This window comes from Amycolatopsis sp. CB00013 (assembly GCF_001905755.1).
GTDB lineage: Bacteria > Actinomycetota > Actinomycetes > Mycobacteriales > Pseudonocardiaceae > Amycolatopsis > Amycolatopsis japonica.
Genome location: NZ_LIWC01000003.1, coordinates 999,461 through 1,014,083, shown reverse-complemented (window position 1 = coordinate 1,014,083; position 14,623 = coordinate 999,461). Strand labels below are relative to the sequence as shown.

Sequence of the window (14,623 nt, the reverse complement as noted above, 5' to 3'; positions counted from 1 at the left end):
GTAACTGTGCTCGGACCAGGACAACGGGTTTGGGAGAAGATCGCAACGTGACCTCCGCTATTCCGCCTACGACGGCAGTAGTACTCCCCGGCACCGGGTCCGACGAAGTGTTCGTGCGCGCCGTGTTCGGCGGTCCGCTGCGGGCACTCGGCATCCGGTTGCTCGCCCCTCCCCCGCCCCCTGGCGAGCGGCTCGCGGAGGGCTATCTCGAGGAGCTGGACCGGCTCGCCGACGAGCACGGTCCCCTGCTCGTCGGCGGCATCTCGTTCGGCGCGCACCTCTCGGCGGAGTGGGCGGCACGGAATCCGGGCCGCTGCACCGGCCTGCTGGCCGCGCTCCCGGCCTGGAACGGCCCGGCCGGGCGAGCACCCGCGTCGCTCGCCGCTCGGCTGTCAGCGGATCTGGTGGCCGAAAACGGGGTCGACGGCGCGCTGGCGAAATCCTCCGACGGCGTCCCGGAGTGGCTCGCGGCGGAACTCGGCCGCGCGTGGCGGCGGCACGGCGACGGATTGGCGGCGAGCCTGCGCACGGCGGCGGCCCATCCCGCGCCGTCGCTCGAAGACCTCAAGAGTCTCGACGTGCCCGTGGGGATCGGCGCGTGCGTGGACGATCCGATCCATCCGGCGGAGGTCGCCCGCGCCTGGGCGGACGCCCTGCCGCGCGCCGAGGTCGGCGAGTCGACGCTCACCGCCCTCGGCGCGGACCGGGAGTCACTGGGCCGGGCGACCGTGCTGGCCTGGCTGAAAGCCCGCTAGCCCTGCTGCTCGGCGATGTGCTGCGCGACGGCGTCGGGCAGCGTGATGGTCAGCGGGGTGCGGACCGGCATCGGCGCGTCACCGCGGTCGACGATGGTGTGCCGCACGATCTCCCGCAGCACGGCGGGCGCCTGCGACGCCTGCGACTGCGGCCCGGCGATGACGCCGCGGAGCATCCAGCGCGGGCCGTCGACCCCGACGAACCGCAGCGCGACGTCGCCGACGATCGCCGACAGCTCCAGCCCCCACTCCCCCATGCCGACCGAGACCTTGGCGCCGTCGGCCCGCAGCTGCTCGGTGAGCTCGGTGCTGACGTCCTTCCACAGGCCGCCGGACCGCGGTGCCGCGTAGCCGCTGACGGTGATCTGGCCCTGTTCGGTGACGACGTGCACCGCGCGGACGCCGCCGCTCTCCGGGTCCATCTCGACCTGGACCTGGGAACCGTCGGGCACCGGCACCTTCACCGAGCCGAGGTCGATCCTCGGGATGCCGTCCTCGGGCGCGTCGGCGAGGTCGAAGGGGCCGTCGGAGGTCTCCGACAGCTGCGACTCGATCTCTTCGTCGGCGTCGTCGGCAACTGGACGCTCGTCGACCTCGGGCGCGGCGTGCCGTCCGGTCGGCTTCGCGCGCTTGCGTCCGAAAATCCCCACTAGTTCTCCGTTCCTTCCCTGGCTCCGGCTCCCAGTGTGGCGTGTCCGCCCGTGGAGCCATACCCTCCCTCGCCGCGCTCGGACGGCTCGAGCTCGGCGACCTCGACGAACTCGGCCTGTTCGACCCGTTGCACGACCAGCTGGGCGATCCGGTCGCCGCGGGTGAGCACGACCTTCTCGGAGAGATCATGGTTGATCAGGCAGACGCGGATCTCACCGCGGTACCCGGAGTCGATCGTGCCGGGGGTGTTGACGACCGAGAGGCCGACGCGGGCGGCGAGACCCGAGCGGGGGTGGACGAAGCCCGCGTACCCGGGCGGCAGCGCGATCGCGACACCCGTGCCGACCACGCCGCGTTCACCGGGCGCGAGCACGAGATCCGAGGTGGTGACGAGGTCGGCGCCCGCGTCGCCGGGGCGCGCGTAGGCGGGGAGGGGGACCGAAGGATCGATCCGGGAAAGCAGTACCTGAACGGTGGACACGGGCGGCGAGACTACCCTGAAGAGGTGGTTGAAAGTGTGAGCGCGGCCGAAGGCGGCGACGTCAAGCATTCAGAGCGGCTCTATGTCCCGTGGTGGGGCTGGCCGTTGCCGCTGCTGGGCGGCGGGCTGCTGGCGGCGGAGATCGACATGGGCTACCCCGGGCTCCGCGGCTGGCTGCCGTACGTGGTGCTGATCCCCGCGGTGATCGCGCTGATGGTCTCGCTCGGCCGGTCTCGCGTCCGGGTGACCGGCGGCGCCGAGCCGGAGCTGTGGCTGCGCGACGCGCATCTGCCGCTCAAGTTCGTCGGCGACGTCGACGTCATCGACAAGGAAGCGAAGCGCAAGGCGCTCGGCCGCGACGCCGATCCGGCGGCGTTCGTGCTGCACCGGGGCTGGGTCGGCCCGGTCGTGCGGGTCTGGCTCACCGACCCCGACGACCCGACGCCGTACTGGCTGTTCAGCACCCGGCATCCGGAGAAGGTGGCCGCGCTGCTCCGCCACCCCGCCTCGAAGTCCTAGACACAGAAAGGGGGCCGACCATCCGGTCGGCCCCCTTTGTTCCTGTTTCAGTCCCCGAAGCCCCTGTCGCGCCGTCCCCTGTGCCCGTAGGCTCAGGCGCAGTCACGGCAGATGAGCCGGCCGCCACTCTCCTCCGCGAGCCTGCTGCGGTGGTGCACCAGGAAGCAGACGGAGCAGGTGAACTCGTCGGCCTGCTTGGGCACGACCTTGACGGTCAGGTCCTCCCCGGAAAGTCCGGAGAGGTCCGCGCCCGGCAGCTCGAAGTTCTCGGCGGTCGCGTCCTCGTCGACGTCCACGACGCCGGACTGGTTTTCGTTACGCCTTGCCTTCAGCTCTTCCAACGAGTCTTCGGCCAGCTCGTCGGCTTCGCTGCGGCGCGGAGCGTCGTAGTCGGTCGCCATTAGTCCCTCACCCCTGCGATGCTTTCGATGTCAGATGGCCCGGACCCGCGAGCGCGCGGCTCGTGAGTCCTTCGTGCCGCTGGTTAACGTCCCAGCGCCCCTGTTTGTGCCCGGCTGGGCAGTGAGCGAGGTCTCTCTTTTGCGCCTCTTACTGCCGCCTGAGCCCGCGAAGGGTAGCTCACGTCGATACCGGCTCTGCAACGAGTCAGACATTGCTGCGATTACGTCACCCAACAGGGGGAACCCTGCTGTCAAGACGCCTGTCGTCCGAATGGGTTGCCCCCGCGTCGGGTACCTCACCCCTTGGGCCCGGCTGCTTGCCCGGAGTGGCCATCGCGTGGTGCTATCCGGAGGCCCGCGCCGATCATCCGCGCCGCAACGCATAGGCTGATCGGACACGATGGTGAGATGAAGCACCGTCCGGGGATCCGGGCTTTGGGGAAGGGACTGGCAGGTGGCGTCGGGGAACGGCATCGGGGACCGCGGGGCGAGGCCGTATCGCAAGCACAAGCCGCTGCCCGCGCTCATCGTCATCGGGGTGATGGCGCTCGGCGCGGTGATCGTCTGGGTGAACGTCGTCGCGAGCAAATCCGACGTCGACGCCAGGGTCCGCTGCGATCCGCCGCCCGTGCCGCAGCAGGGTGTCACCTACACGCCGCTGGCGCACAACGGCCTCGACGACCGCGCGCCGGTCCCGCCGGACAAGGTCGCCGTCCAGGTGCTGAACGGATCCCAGGTGCGCGGGCAGGGCGGCATCGTCACCAGCACGCTCCGGGAACTCGGTTTCTCCCAGATCGTCGAGCCGGACGTCGACCCGGCCTACAAGAACGCGGAAGCCAAATGCCGCGGCCAGATCCGCTTCGGCGAGAACGGCGCCGCGGCGGCCCGTACGCTGAGCCTGGTGGTCCCGTGCGCCGAACTGGTCAAGGACAACCGCAAGGACGCTTCGGTCACGCTCACCACCGGCACCCTGCTCGGCGACATCCGCCCGAAGGCGGAGGCGCGCCAGGTCCTCGACCAGCTCACGAAGTGGTCGAAGGCGCAGCAGGGCAGCGGCGGCGGTGAGCAGTCCGCGGGCGGCGGTGCCCCGGTGATCGACCAGGCACTGCTGAAGGCCGCCCGCGAAGCCCCCTGCTGAGGCTCTCTCAAGCGCTATGAAAGGTCCTTTCCTTGCAAATTTTGCAAGGAAAGGACCTTTCATGGCATTCAGATCGTGCCCACACCCGAGTCGATGAGCGCCTCACGCAACGGAGCAGCGATCGACGGCGCCACCGCGAACGTCGCGTCCGGCCCCAGTTCCGCGTCCTCGCCCGGCAGCGACACCCGAGCGCCCGCCTCGGCCGCGATGAGCGCGCCGGCGGCCCAGTCCCAGTGCCCGAGGCCGTGTTCGACGTAGGCGTCCAGCCAGCCTGCCGCGACGGCGCACAGGTCGAGCGAGGCCGCCCCGTTGCGCCGGACGTCCCGCACCCGCGTCGCCAGTTCCGCGACGAACCGGGCCTGCTTCGTCCGCCGTTCCACCTTGTAGGCGAATCCGGTGCCGACGAGCGTCAGATCCAGCCGGGAAGGGGCGTTGACCGACAGCGGCCGCCCGTCGAGGAACGCGCCCTGCCCCCGCGCGGCGGTCCAGCGGCGCCCGCTGACCGGTTCGACGACGGCGCCCGCCACCGACACTCCGCCGACCTGCGCGGCCACCGACACGGCGAACCAGGGCAGCCCGTAGAGGAAGTTCACCGTCCCGTCGATCGGGTCGACCACCCACGTCACGCCGTCACCGGCGACGCCCCCGCCCTCCTCGCCGAGCACGGCGTCGTCCGGGCGCAGTTCGGCGAGCCGGGCGCGCACCAGCCGTTCCGACTCGTGGTCCACCGCGGTCACCACGTCGGTGTCGGCGGATTTGGTGTCCACGCGCACCTCGCGGCCCGCGTTCATCCCGGTCCAGGCCTCGTGGACCAGTTCGGCGGCCTCGCCCGCGACACGCTCGGCGACACCCTTCAGCAACGTCTCGTCAACTCCCACGTCCGCCATGTCACCACATCCGGTTAAAGTCTCCGAGGCAGGCTTCTGAATCGTGCGAGAAGGGACCACGTCCGTGGTGGAGGCGACCCGAGGGTTCGGTATCGACATCGGCGGCAGCGGGATCAAGGGCGCGCTGGTGGACTTGGCGCAGGGACAGCTGATCGGCGACCGGATCCGCATCGACACGCCGAAGCCGTCGACCCCGGAGGCGGTGGCGGACGTCGTCGCCGAGATCACCGGCCAGGCGGGCTGGGACGGCCCGGTGGGTGTCACGCTGCCCGCGGTGGTCAAGAAGGGCGTCGCGCACACCGCGGCCAACATCGACCGCAAGTGGATCGGCACCGACGCCGACGCCCTGTTCGCCAAGCGTCTCGGCCGCGGCGTCGACGACATCGCGATGCTCAACGACGCGGACGCCGCCGGTATGGCCGAGATCCGCTGGGGCGACCCCGTGGCGCGGCGCGGCGTGACGGCGCTGCTGACCTTCGGCACCGGTATCGGCAGCGCGGTCTTCCAGGACGGCAAGCTCGTGCCCAACACCGAGTTCGGCCACATCGAGGTCGACGGCTTCGACGCGGAGAAGAAGGCCGCGGCGTCGGTGAAGGACAACGAGGACCTGTCGTATCCCGAATGGGCGGAACGGGTGAACAGGTATCTCTCCGTGCTGGAAAACCTGATCTGGCCGGATCTGTTCATCGTCGGCGGCGGGGTCAGCAAGAAGTCGCACAAATGGGTCCCGCTGCTGGACATCCGCACCCCGGTGATCGTCGCGTCGCTGCAGAACAACGCGGGCATCGTCGGCGCGGCGGCCGCCGCGGCGGAGGGCATCGAGCACTGACGCGACCGCGCTGACATCCACCCCGCGGATGTCACTTCGGCGCGTCGCACGGCGTGTCGCGCCCGCCGGTCGGTGGTCCGCGCCGCGACGCTGTCACGTATCGTCGTTACAATGGAACACGGCCCCCGGCGGCGGCACTCACGAGAACGAGGGAAACCGCAGGCCGAGGGGTGTTCCCCGAAGTTTGAGGCAGCCGAGACCATCACGCCTCGGCTCGTCATGATCGACCGCTGCGAAAGGGCGTAAGTGGCAGCCGCAAGAACCGCAACCCGAAGCGGGACGAAGACAGCGACCGCAGCCGGCGAGCCGGCCGACGAGGCAGCCACCGACGCGGCGAAGCCCGCGGCGCGCAAGACCGCCGCCAAGGCGGCCGGCGCGAAGAAGGCCCCGGCGAAGAAGGCTCCGGCCAAGAAACCCAGCACCAAGGGTGCGAAGACCGAAGACGGCGACCCGGAAGACGGTCCCGGCGACCTCGACGAGGCCGACCTCGAGACCCCGGATCTGTCCGACCTCGAAGAGGTCGAGGTGGATGTCGTCGACGCTTCCGTCACCGAGGAGACGGACGAGGACGCGGAGTCCGAGGAGGACGTCGAAGAGACGCCCGCCCGCGGGCGCCGCACGTCGACCGACAAGAACGCCGGAAAGACTTCCGACAACCCGGACTTCGTCTGGGACGAGGAAGAGTCCGAGGCGCTGCGCCAGGCCCGCAAGGACGCCGAGCTCACCGCTTCGGCCGACTCGGTCCGCGCGTACCTCAAGCAGATCGGCAAGGTCGCCCTGCTGAACGCCGAGGAGGAGGTGGAGCTCGCCAAGCGCATCGAGGCCGGGCTCTACGCCGCCGAGCGCGTCCGCAACGCCGAGGAGGAGGGCGAGAAGCTCGTCACCCAGATGCGGCGCGACCTCAAGTGGATCGTGCGCGACGGTGAGCGGGCGAAGAACCACCTCCTGGAGGCGAACCTCCGGCTCGTGGTCTCGCTGGCGAAGCGCTACACCGGCCGTGGCATGGCGTTCCTGGACCTGATCCAGGAGGGCAACCTCGGTCTGATCCGCGCGGTCGAGAAGTTCGACTACACCAAGGGCTACAAGTTCTCCACGTACGCCACCTGGTGGATCCGTCAGGCGATCACCCGCGCGATGGCCGACCAGGCCCGCACCATCCGTATCCCGGTGCACATGGTCGAGGTCATCAACAAGCTCGGCCGCATACAGCGTGAACTGCTGCAGGACCTCGGTCGCGAGCCCACCCCCGAAGAGCTCGCGAAGGAAATGGACATCTCCCCGGAGAAGGTCCTCGAGATCCAGCAGTACGCCCGTGAGCCGATCTCGCTCGACCAGACCATCGGCGACGAGGGCGACTCGCAGCTCGGTGACTTCATCGAAGACTCCGAGGCCGTCGTCGCGGTCGACGCGGTGTCGTTCACGCTGCTGCAGGACCAGCTCCAGTCGGTGCTGCAGACGCTGTCCGAACGTGAGGCGGGAGTGGTGCGGCTGCGGTTCGGCCTCACCGACGGCCAGCCGCGCACGCTCGACGAGATCGGCCAGGTGTACGGGGTGACCCGTGAGCGCATCCGGCAGATCGAGTCGAAGACGATGTCGAAGCTGCGTCACCCGTCGCGTTCGCAGGTGCTGCGCGACTATCTGGACTGAGCCCAGGGTTCACGGAAGACCCCGTCACCGTTTCGGTGGCGGGGTTTTTCGCGTCCGGTGTCGAATCGCGGCCCGCCCGTTCGACGCGTGGGTATGACGAAACCTCACGCCACCAAGAACCTCGACCGCTACGGAGCCGCGGAACTCCCCTGGAGCCGCGCGCGGGACGTCCTCGCCGAGGACACCCCGACCGCCGACCTGACCTTCTTCGTGACCACCGTGCGTCCCGACGGGCGTCCGCATTCGGCGGGCGTCGGCGCCGTCTGGGTGGACGACGTCCTGTACTTCAAAGGCGGGCCGGGCACCCGGCGGTCCCGCAACCTGGCCGCGAACCCGGCGTGCGCCGTTTCGGTGCGGCTGCGGGGAATCGACCTCACGATGGAGGGCGAGGCGCACCGGGTCACCGATCCGGCGACGCTGGAACGGGTCGCGGCGGTCTACCGGACGGGCGGCTGGCCCGCGACGGTGGAGGGCGACGCGCTCACCGCTCCCTTCAGCGCGCCCAGCGCGGGCGCCCCGCCCTGGTATCTGTACCGCCTCGCCCTGCGCCGGGCCATCGGCGTGGCGGGCGCCGAACCCCATGGCGCCACGCGCTGGGACTTCACCCCGTGATCTCGTGAGTGGTAAGGACGGTCGTCGAGGGGCGCTCGGGTCTCGGAGCTTGATCAACGGAGGATCAGGGACACTCAATGTCCCCGATCTTCCGTTGATCAAGCTCGCACGACCCGGTTCGCTGCCGAGTGGGGAAGATTCCGGACACTGAACGTCCCAAATCCTCCCCACTCGCCGACATCGGCTCCACCACGACAGCGGGACGAGGCCAAGTCGCTACCACTCACGACCTCCCCGTCAAGGTGGTCCACGGGACGTGGACGGTGACCCGCTCCCGTAGCTGCTCGTTCATCAGCCACAGCTCCCCCGTCGCCGGCCAGTACGACAGGTTCTGCGAGTTCACCGGCGCCCGGCCGCTCAGCCGCGACGTCGAAGTGCCGCCGACCCCGCCGTGCAGGCACGAAGGATGGTCGCCCGCCACGCCGGCGTACTCGGGGCACACACCGGTCAGCACGAAATATCCGTTGCGCGCCACCGCTCCCTGCATGCCCCACACCGGCGACACGAAGCCTTCCTTCGCGTGCACGGTGCCGTCGGCCGACACCTTGGGCAGCCCGGTCGCGCGGTCGAACGGCCACCGCAGCACCCGGCCGCCCGCCGCGTTCGGGATGTGCTCCGCGGTCACGATCGAGCCGTCACCGTGGTCGAACGACATCGTCGCGAGACACGGCCGGATCCCGGGCGCGTTGGTGCAGGCACCGCCGCCGGGGTACCAGTAGGCGCCGATCTGCGGCATCGCGTAGTCGTAGAACGCCGCGTGGTACTTGCCGTCCGAACCCTTGCCGACGACGCCGGAGCTGTCGTCGACCTTCCAGAAGTGCGTGGTGTCGAAGACCCGCACCACACCCCCGGTGGTCGCGACGAACAGCCGGTTCCCGATCCAGGTCATCCCGTGACCGTGTCCTTGCACGACGGCGAAGTTGTCGTTCGACGTCGGTTCGACGAGCAGCACATGCCGGTAGCCCAGCCCGGTCGCGTCCACAAAGGACAGACGAACCATGGTGTCGCCGGGAGTGTGCCAGGACGTCGCCACCACCCGTTTGCCGCCGACCTTCCCGGTCGCCGCGTCGGCGTCGCCGGAACCGGTCAGTCCCTGCGGTATCCAGTCGTTGGTCTTGTCGTCGTTCGCGTCTTCCCAGCAGAATCCCGCCGGGTTCAGCGCCGCCGCGAGATACGTGGCGTGGCACAGCGGCCGCGCCTTCCGGTTCGCCGACGACAGGATCTCCGGCAGCCCACGTGCCGGGAGGTGGTTCTCCAGCGCGGCGATCCGGGCGCCGTAGGTGCCGAAACTCGAACCGGACGTCCAGCGGAAACCGTCGACCGTGGCCGCGTCCAGCTTCGGGAAGGCCGCCGCGGCGGAGGCCACGCCAGGGATGAACGCGAACACCAGCAGGAGTGAAGCGAGAAGTCCCAGCCTCTTCATGCCCGCGAGCCTCCCGGCCGCGCGCATACTTTCGATACAAACCGCGTCAGGACACGGAAAGCCCGCGCTCGGCCAGGGATTCCTCGACGCGCAGCCGTTCGATCTCCCGGTCGAAACCCTCCGGCAGTTCGGCCAGCCGGTGCACCACCTCGACCTCCCGGCAGGCCTGGACGAGCAGCGCGTCGTACGCCTGCCTGGTGCCGTACCGGCGGACGGCGGAGGCGCCGGACGGAAGCTCCGCCAGCTGCCGGTGCACCCGGCGGAGATCGGCGGCGAGTTTCTCGATGGGCGGCCCGGCCGGGAGTTCGGGTCGGCGGCGGCCACGCCACCACCGCAGCCCGGCCGGCACTTTCAGCGCGCACCAGAAAAGAACCGAAGGCGCCACGGCGACCACGGCGTACAGCGCGACAGGCCCGATGGCCATGACTCATGGTAATCCCGCACGGAGCACCGGAGAAGCCGCGAATCCGGGCTATATTCGCGACTGTGCTGACCGAGGGCTACCGCTACCCGGACGCCGGCGACCACGTCACCGGTGTGTTCATCCGACGGCACGAACCCTACGACGGCTACTGGACGGCCAGCGAGGACCGCGCGCTCGGGAAGGTCGCCGAACGGCTCACCGAGATCCTCGCCCCACGCGAGCGGGTCAAGGCGCTCGACGCCGGCTGCGGCGAAGGCCGCCTTCTCCCCTGGCTCGCCCGAATCTCCGTCGACGTCACCGCTGCGGATCCCGACCCGGACCGGCTGGCCAAGGCACGCGAGACCGTCGTCGAAGACACCGAGTTCTCCTTCGCCGTCTCGCCGATCACGGATTTGGACGGCGGCCCGTACGACCTCGTGATGTGCAGTCACGTCATCCAGCACGTGCCGACGCCGGACGTCGGACCGATCCTGCGGCGGCTGGCCGGGATCACCGCGCCCGGCGGCGTACTGGTGCTCGCCTACAGCCGGTCACCGATCGGGCAGGGCGCGTTCAGCCTCGACAGCGTCGAAGCGGGCGACGAAGTCCGCTCACGCCGGGTATCGCGCGAAGAGTTCGACCAAGCGCTGCACGACGGCGGCCCGGCGCTCCCGGTGCGCTACCTGGACCCGGCGGAGATCGCCGCCGACGCGGCCGAAGCGGGCTGGCGCACCGAGTGGGAGTGGACGTACCACGTCCTCGACGATCTCGGCCCGGCCGACGAGCACATCGACCGCGACGAACTCGTCAACGCCTCCGGTCCGCTGCGCCGCCATCTCGGCCGGGACCTGATCACGGTGCTGCGCCGCCCATGACCGCGGTGCTCCTCACCTTCGCGTGGGCGGTCCCGCTGTCGGAGCGGGAGGCCGGGAAGGTGCTGGACGGCGGACGGGACCGCGGCCTGCTGGCCCACCTCGACGGGAAACTCGGCGACGAGTGGACGGCGGCGGAGAATTTCCTGGCCAGTTACACGACACCGCCCCGAAGACGGGTGCTGCGCAAACGCAGGCTCGCGATCCGCGTCGGCGAGACCGGCCTGCCGTGCGAACTCGTCGTCACCTGGCATCCCGCCTATCACGCGATGACGCTGGTCCTCGCCACCACGATCACCGGCGCGGCGGCGGACGGGCCCGCCGCCGAGTTCGACCTCGCCATCGCGATCCTGCAGAGCCTTCAGGGCCGGGAGACGTCGAACGGGGAGAAAGGGCTGCACGGCCGCTACGGCGAGAAGACGTTCCCTTCGCTCCTCAAGGCCGTCACCCACGTCTTCGAGGACCTGACCAGGGGTTGCGACCTCTCCGAAGGGCTCGGCCGCAAGGGCTGGTGCGTCGAAATGCGGTCCCACGACGGGCATCCGCCCGCCCAGCGGGTCGCCGCCGATCCCCGGCCGTTCTACGGGATGGCGACCAGCGACGAGGGCTGGCGGTTCGTGCCCCGCGAGGTCGCCAGGGACGCGCTCGGCCCGTCGTGGGGCACGCGGTCCTTCGTCGCCGCGTACACGATGGCGGGCGGGATCGTCTGCCTCAACAGCAAGGATTCCGAATACGTCGAGCACCAGGCCGAGCTGATGCGCGGCCCGTTCGGCGACGCCGAACCGTATTTCGGCATCGACAGCGAGATCGGCGGGCTCGACCACGGGATGCTCTTCATCCTCGAACGGGTCCTCATCCGGATGGCGCTGGCCGACCAGTGGCTGGCGTCGATGAAGCAGACCGGGAGCCGGACCCGGCTGCTGCGCGGCTCGCTCGACGACATCCTCGAAATGCTGCATTCGGTGCTGCCGCCCGAGATCGATTCGCTGGAGCGCCGGCTGGTCACCAGCATGGGCGTGGAGCGGATCATCGCCCAGCTCGACCGCCAGGCCGAGGCGATGGACGAGGAGACCAGGTACGCCTACGAGAACACGGTGAGCGCGCGGGTCACGCGGCTCACCGTGGTGACCGTCGTGCTGACGGTCGTCACCATCGTCCTCGGGGTCCTGCAGGTGCTCGTCTCACTCTGACCGGCGCCCCTTGCGGGCGCGTTCGGCGAACAGCACCCCCACGCCCGCGGCCACCATCAGCGCGCTCGCCACCACGTGCATCCCCGGCGGGAGCAGATGGAGCTGGACGAACCAGCTCGGGTTCGTGCTCCCCAGCAACCGGTTGATCAGCCCGCCACCGCCCTGCACCAGCAGGAGGATCCCCAGCAGTTCGATCATCGTCGTGCCCCTTCCTCGACCCGGTCCTTCGGGGAGAACTCCTGCCACAGCGGCCCGGTGGCGAACCAGATGGCGGTCACGACCCCCAGCCGCGGCAGCCAGCCCCACAACGGGTCGACCTGTGCGGTGCCGCCCGCCATCACGATCAGCAGGAGCAGCACCCCGGCGGCCAGCCCGCAGGCCAGCACGCATTTGAACCAGTCACGCCATTCGGCGCGCAGCTTGTCCCGGCCCCTCGGCTTGGGCGGCGGTGGCGGCCCGCCCGCGAACCGGTGCGCGAACCGCACGTCGGCCCATTTGATCATCGAATGCCCGAACACCACGCTGAAGCCCAGGTACACCGCGGCGAGGCCGTGCACGAAGTTCGCCGTGGCCCCGTTGCGCAGATCGATGACGGTCGCGACCAGCACGACGATGTCGATCACCGGGGTCAGGAGCAGCAGCGCGACACCGGTGCGCTTGAGCTTGAGCGGATAGCGGGCCACGAGGCCGGCGAGGATGGCGACCCAGAAACCGATCTCCCCGCCAGCGATCACGGCCGCCATCGGGTTTTCCTCGATGAAGTCCCAGATCCTGTTCACGAGCCGAGTCTGTCTCGCGAGCGGGCGAGGCCGCGTCGGCGAACGGCACGAGATCATCGTCATCAGTTCGTAGGACCCCGCGGCGGGTGCCGGTGTGCTGGGATGGGACGGTGCCCACGTTCGTCCCGCGCCTGAACCACCTCGCCGAATGGAAACAGGACCTCGTCATCGCCTTCGGCACCTGGGTCCTGGGCGTGCTGGTCTATCTCAGCGGGATGCACGTGCTGCTCAACGGCAAGGACGACACGCCGCTGTGGATCCGGCTGACCGAACTGACCGTGTTGTGCCTCCTGCAGGTGCTGCGCCGCAAGGTCCCTTTAGGACTGTTGTGCGGGCTCGTCGTCCTCGGCGTGGACATCGCGTTCGGTCCCTCGCTGCCGATCTTCGTCATCTTCACCGACTTCCTCTACGCGACGACGCTGTACGGTTCACGCCGGGTCAGCCGGGTGATGATCGGTGTCGCCGCGGTCGGCACGCTCGCCGCGGTCTGCCTGGCGCTCCTCTTCTCCGCGCAGTGGCGCACGGCGATCCTTGTCGCATTCGCGTTCCTGCCGTTCCTGGTCACCCCTGTGTGGTGGGCGGCCAACGTCCGTCAGCAGCGGGACATCGCCCACAACGAGCGGGCGAACGCGGTCCAGCTGGCCACGATCGGCGAACTGGACCGGAAGGCCGCCGTGGCGGGCGAACGGTCGAAGATGGCGCGGGATCTGCACGACGTCATCGCCGGGCATCTCTCGGCGATCGCGATCCAGTCCGAAGCCGCGCTGTCGATGGCCACCGCCGATCCGAAGCTGTCCAGGAAGGTGCTGGAATCGGTGCGGGAGAACAGTGTCAGCGCGCTGGAGGAGATGCGCGCGATGATCGGGCTGCTGCGCGCGGACACCGAGATCGAGCCGACCGCGCCCGCGCGGCTGGCCGAACTGTCCAAACTGGTCGAATCGGCGCGGGCGAGCGGGCTGGCGGTCGAACTCGGCGCCGTACCGGACCGGTCCGCCGACCTGCCCGCCGCGGTCGACCTGACCGCGTACCGGATCGCGCAGGAAGCGCTGACCAACGCGATGAAACACGCTCCCGGCGGGCGGGCCGTCCTCGACATCCGGTCGAGCGGCGGCATACTCACCGTCGAGGTGCGCAATGATCTTCAGCCGGGCTGCCCCGGCGACGGCGGGACCGGTCTCGGCCTGCTGAACATGCGGGAACGCGCCGCCGCGGTGGGCGGCACCTTCACCGCCGGGCCGTCCGGCGGCCGCTGGCTGGTCCGCGCCGAACTGCCTCTGGAGGGGTCTTGAGCGACGGGAACATCAGGGTGCTGGTCGCCGACGACCACGGCGCGATCCGTGCCGGGCTGATGATGATCCTCGGCAACGCCGAGGGTATCGAGGTGGTCGGCGAGGCCGCGGACGGCGCCATCGCCGTCCGCCAGGCGAAGGCGCTCAAGCCGGACGTCGTGCTGATGGACGTGCGGATGCCCGGGGTCGACGGCATTGCCGCCACGCGGGAACTGACCGCGGAGGGGCTGTGCGAGGTCCTCGTGCTCACCACCTTCGATCTCGACGAGTACGTCCACGCCGCGCTGCGGGCGGGCGCGGCCGGGTTCCTGCTGAAGTCGGTGGAGGCGTCACGGCTGATCGAGGCGGTGAAGCTGGTCGCGGCGGGCGAAGGGGTGCTCGCGCCGCAGGTCACGCGGAAGCTGATCGCCGCCTTCGCCGCCGGGACCCGTGAACCCTCCGTCGCCCCCGCCGGGCTCGAAGACCTGACCGAACGCGAGCGCGAAGTGCTGGCGTGCCTGGGCGGCGGCCTGTCCAACGCGCAGATCGGGACGCGGCTGCACATCGGCGAGACGACGGTGAAGACGCACGTCTCCCGGGTGCTGACGAAACTGGGGCTGCGGTCGCGGGTGCAGGCGGCGATCCTGGCGCAGGAGAACGGTGTCGTGCTGGAGGGGTGAACTCCCACCACGACTGTCGCGCGTGGGCTGAAGGCTCCCTTCACCGCGTCTGATGCGGCGAAAGCTCCCTTCGCCTCCGCCGGGTACT

At 70.0% G+C, this 14,623-nt stretch carries 18 protein-coding genes; 10 read left to right on the top strand and 8 right to left on the bottom strand.

Annotated elements, in window-relative coordinates; genetic code table 11:
* The first annotated feature begins 47 nt into the window (after positions 1–47).
* Positions 48–755: an alpha/beta fold hydrolase gene (locus AMK34_RS24365; RefSeq protein ID WP_198941729.1), complete on the top strand. Its 708-nt coding sequence runs from the start codon at positions 48–50 to the stop codon at positions 753–755.
* Here AMK34_RS24365 and AMK34_RS24360 read toward each other — a convergent pair.
* Both AMK34_RS24360 and dut read right to left on the bottom strand, forming a co-directional pair.
* A complete protein-coding gene (locus tag AMK34_RS24360; RefSeq protein ID WP_037343736.1) occupies positions 752–1,405 on the bottom strand; it encodes a DUF3710 domain-containing protein in 654 nt (217 codons plus the stop codon). The genes AMK34_RS24365 and AMK34_RS24360 overlap by 4 nt on opposite strands.
* Positions 1,405–1,887: a dUTP diphosphatase gene (gene dut, locus AMK34_RS24355; protein ID WP_007033571.1), complete on the bottom strand. Its 483-nt coding sequence runs from the start codon at positions 1,885–1,887 to the stop codon at positions 1,405–1,407. The genes AMK34_RS24360 and dut overlap by 1 nt, the downstream gene beginning before the upstream one ends.
* A gap of 24 nt (positions 1,888–1,911) precedes the next feature.
* Here dut and AMK34_RS24350 point away from each other — a divergent pair, with 24 nt between their 5' ends.
* Complete coding sequence (locus tag AMK34_RS24350; RefSeq protein ID WP_051972591.1) at positions 1,912–2,406, top strand: DUF3093 domain-containing protein; 495 nt, start codon at positions 1,912–1,914, stop codon at positions 2,404–2,406.
* A gap of 92 nt (positions 2,407–2,498) precedes the next feature.
* Here the strand turns inward: AMK34_RS24350 and AMK34_RS24345 are convergent, their stop codons facing one another.
* Positions 2,499–2,807: a DUF4193 domain-containing protein gene (locus AMK34_RS24345; RefSeq protein ID WP_005164528.1), complete on the bottom strand. Its 309-nt coding sequence runs from the start codon at positions 2,805–2,807 to the stop codon at positions 2,499–2,501.
* 454 nt (positions 2,808–3,261) lie between these two features.
* On the opposite strand from AMK34_RS24345, the gene cei reads away from it, so the two are divergent.
* Entirely contained in the window at positions 3,262–3,945 is a 684-nt protein-coding gene (gene cei / locus AMK34_RS24340) for an envelope integrity protein Cei (RefSeq protein ID WP_038515802.1), read from the top strand.
* A 68-nt stretch (positions 3,946–4,013) separates the two neighbouring features.
* On the opposite strand, the gene AMK34_RS24335 is transcribed toward cei, so the two are convergent.
* Entirely contained in the window at positions 4,014–4,832 is an 819-nt protein-coding gene (locus AMK34_RS24335; RefSeq protein ID WP_073846888.1) for an inositol monophosphatase family protein, read from the bottom strand.
* Between the two features lie 67 nt (positions 4,833–4,899).
* Here AMK34_RS24335 and ppgK point away from each other — a divergent pair, with 67 nt between their 5' ends.
* The 3 genes from ppgK (at position 4,900) to AMK34_RS24320 (ending at position 7,920) form a co-directional block, all read left to right on the top strand.
* On the top strand, positions 4,900–5,661 hold the full coding sequence (ppgK, locus tag AMK34_RS24330; RefSeq protein ID WP_038515806.1) for a polyphosphate--glucose phosphotransferase: 762 nt from the start codon (positions 4,900–4,902) through the stop codon (positions 5,659–5,661).
* Positions 5,662–5,907: 246 nt separating this feature from the next.
* On the top strand, positions 5,908–7,308 hold the full coding sequence (locus AMK34_RS24325) for an RNA polymerase sigma factor (protein WP_038515808.1): 1,401 nt from the start codon (positions 5,908–5,910) through the stop codon (positions 7,306–7,308).
* A 93-nt stretch (positions 7,309–7,401) separates the two neighbouring features.
* Positions 7,402–7,920 carry a pyridoxamine 5'-phosphate oxidase family protein gene (locus AMK34_RS24320; protein WP_073846887.1) on the top strand — a complete coding sequence of 173 codons (519 nt, stop codon included), beginning with the start codon at positions 7,402–7,404 and terminating at the stop codon, positions 7,918–7,920.
* A 223-nt stretch (positions 7,921–8,143) separates the two neighbouring features.
* Here the strand turns inward: AMK34_RS24320 and AMK34_RS24315 are convergent, their stop codons facing one another.
* Both AMK34_RS24315 and AMK34_RS24310 read right to left on the bottom strand, forming a co-directional pair.
* On the bottom strand, positions 8,144–9,343 hold the full coding sequence (locus tag AMK34_RS24315; RefSeq protein ID WP_241832840.1) for a hypothetical protein: 1,200 nt from the start codon (positions 9,341–9,343) through the stop codon (positions 8,144–8,146).
* A gap of 46 nt (positions 9,344–9,389) precedes the next feature.
* A complete protein-coding gene (locus AMK34_RS24310) occupies positions 9,390–9,767 on the bottom strand; it encodes a hypothetical protein (RefSeq protein WP_073846885.1) in 378 nt (125 codons plus the stop codon).
* 62 nt (positions 9,768–9,829) lie between these two features.
* Between AMK34_RS24310 and AMK34_RS24305 the strand changes: the two genes are divergently transcribed.
* Positions 9,830–10,621 (top strand): class I SAM-dependent methyltransferase, encoded by a 792-nt coding sequence (locus tag AMK34_RS24305; RefSeq protein WP_073846884.1) that lies wholly within the window; start codon positions 9,830–9,832, stop codon positions 10,619–10,621.
* Entirely contained in the window at positions 10,618–11,808 is a 1,191-nt protein-coding gene (locus tag AMK34_RS24300) for a hypothetical protein (protein ID WP_073846883.1), read from the top strand. The genes AMK34_RS24305 and AMK34_RS24300 overlap by 4 nt, the downstream gene beginning before the upstream one ends.
* On the opposite strand, the gene AMK34_RS24295 is transcribed toward AMK34_RS24300, so the two are convergent.
* Positions 11,800–12,006 carry a hypothetical protein gene (locus AMK34_RS24295; RefSeq protein WP_073846882.1) on the bottom strand — a complete coding sequence of 69 codons (207 nt, stop codon included), beginning with the start codon at positions 12,004–12,006 and terminating at the stop codon, positions 11,800–11,802. The genes AMK34_RS24300 and AMK34_RS24295 overlap by 9 nt on opposite strands.
* Positions 12,003–12,587 carry a hypothetical protein gene (locus tag AMK34_RS24290; RefSeq protein WP_073846881.1) on the bottom strand — a complete coding sequence of 195 codons (585 nt, stop codon included), beginning with the start codon at positions 12,585–12,587 and terminating at the stop codon, positions 12,003–12,005. The genes AMK34_RS24295 and AMK34_RS24290 overlap by 4 nt, the downstream gene beginning before the upstream one ends.
* Before the next feature lie 110 nt (positions 12,588–12,697).
* Between AMK34_RS24290 and AMK34_RS24285 the strand changes: the two genes are divergently transcribed.
* Both AMK34_RS24285 and AMK34_RS24280 read left to right on the top strand, forming a co-directional pair.
* A complete protein-coding gene (locus tag AMK34_RS24285) occupies positions 12,698–13,876 on the top strand; it encodes a sensor histidine kinase (protein WP_073846880.1) in 1,179 nt (392 codons plus the stop codon).
* Positions 13,873–14,535, top strand: a complete 663-nt coding sequence (locus tag AMK34_RS24280; protein WP_038515832.1) for a response regulator — start codon at positions 13,873–13,875, stop codon at positions 14,533–14,535. Before AMK34_RS24285 ends, AMK34_RS24280 begins: the two co-directional genes overlap by 4 nt.
* Positions 14,536–14,623 lie beyond the last annotated feature (88 nt).